2 protein-coding genes are annotated in these 1,519 nt (G+C 67.9%); one reads left to right on the top strand and one right to left on the bottom strand.

The window, feature by feature from the left end; translation table 11 throughout:
* Nucleotides 1–409: four-helix bundle copper-binding protein (locus tag ACIP67_RS43270; RefSeq protein ID WP_401700223.1), on the top strand; the 409-nt coding region annotated here is incomplete at its 5' end.
* A gap of 173 nt (nucleotides 410–582) precedes the next feature.
* Here the strand turns inward: ACIP67_RS43270 and ACIP67_RS43275 are convergent.
* Nucleotides 583–1,519, bottom strand: a 937-nt coding sequence (locus tag ACIP67_RS43275) for an L-dopachrome tautomerase-related protein (protein ID WP_401700225.1), incomplete at its 5' end; no start/stop codon positions are given.

Here is a 1,519-nt window from a genome sequence, read left to right on the forward strand (position 1 = left end):
GACCCATCACGTGAGCTCGATGCTGGAGACCTACCCGAAAGACTTGGGGGACATCGACCGGCAGAAGCTGGCCGAGTGCATCGAGGCCTGTTTCGAGTGCGCTCAGACCTGTACGGCCTGCGCGGACGCGTGCCTGGCCGAGGACATGCTCGCAGAACTGAGGCAGTGCATCCGGTTCAATTTGGATTGCGCCGACATCTGCGCCACCACCGGGGCGGTGCTGTCCAGGCAGACCGGCAACAACGTCGAGACCACTCGTGCCCTGCTGGAGGCCTGCCGGACCGCCTGCAAGACGTGCGGGGACGAGTGCGCCTCCCACGCTGAAATGCACGAGCACTGCAAGATCTGCGCTGAGGCTTGCCGGCGCTGCGAGCGGGCCTGCGCCGAGTTGCTCGCCTCCCTGGGCTGAGCGCAGTCCAGGCCCATGCCGTAATGCCGGTCAGGGCCAGCAGGCGTGGAACATGTGCTGCTGTCCCTGACTGGCCCGGCGGTACAAGAACATCCCCGCAGGAGGAGAACTCGACGTGTCAGAGACAGGGCACAGCAGTGACCTGAAGCGCCCTGGGTTTCGTCCCGCTGTGGTCAGCGCAGCAGGACGGGTCGAGCGTCGATGCGGGTGCGGAAGAGGGTGTAGGGCTTGACCCGTTCATCCTGCCCCTGCCGGTAGTCGGCCTGGCGGTGGAGCTGGTTCGCGGTGATGTAGAGGTAGCCGTCGGCCGCGACCGAGAGCGTGTCCGGCCACAGCAACCGAGGGTCGCTGACCACGGTCTCCCACGCCCCGACGGTGTCGACCCGACGCCGCAGCACCGCGTTGTGCTCGTAGTTCGTCGCATACAGGTTGCCCTGTGCGTCGGACTCCAGGCCGTCGCCGGCCCCACCCTTGTCGCCTTCATCACGCACGGTCGCGGCCACCGCCGCCTCATCCAGGGCTCGGTCCACCAGCGCGTCGGTAGCCACACTGTAGAGCCGCCGGGATGCCAGCGGGCAGTAGTAGAGGCGGGCGCCGTCGGCGCCGATGGCGATTCCGTCCGCGCCCATCGCGATCGCCGGCGCCACGGTCCCGTCCTCCTGGCGGGCGACCATCGGGCGGCCCTCGACAACCGGCACGAAGTCTGTGAGCGGCTCGGCCTTCGTGGAGGGGTGCTCGTGCAGCCGCCGCCAGCTCTGACCGGTGGCCAGGTCCACCACCACCAGCGCGTTGGGTCCCTGGTCGGAGGAGTCGGTGAGGTAGGCGACGCCCTCGGCTCCGCGGCGCAGGTCGAAGCGCACGTCGTTGAGGTAGCTGGTGGGCAACGCGACATCCTGGGGGAACAGGATGGTCTTGACCACTGTGTCGCTGGTCAGGTCGACGCAGACGAGCTTGGGCCCGCCGTAGGTCGTGGGCTTGAATAGCGGGCTTCCGGTGTCCAGGATCCACAGCCGGTCGGCAGGGTCCACCACCACGCTCTGCACCGAGACCAGGGTGTTCGCCAGGTCGTCGGAATCGGTGCGATTGATGGCCTCGTTCGGGTAGGCCACC

The organism is Streptomyces sp. NPDC088812 (genome assembly GCF_044750285.1).
Taxonomy (GTDB): Bacteria; Actinomycetota; Actinomycetes; order Streptomycetales; family Streptomycetaceae; genus Streptomyces.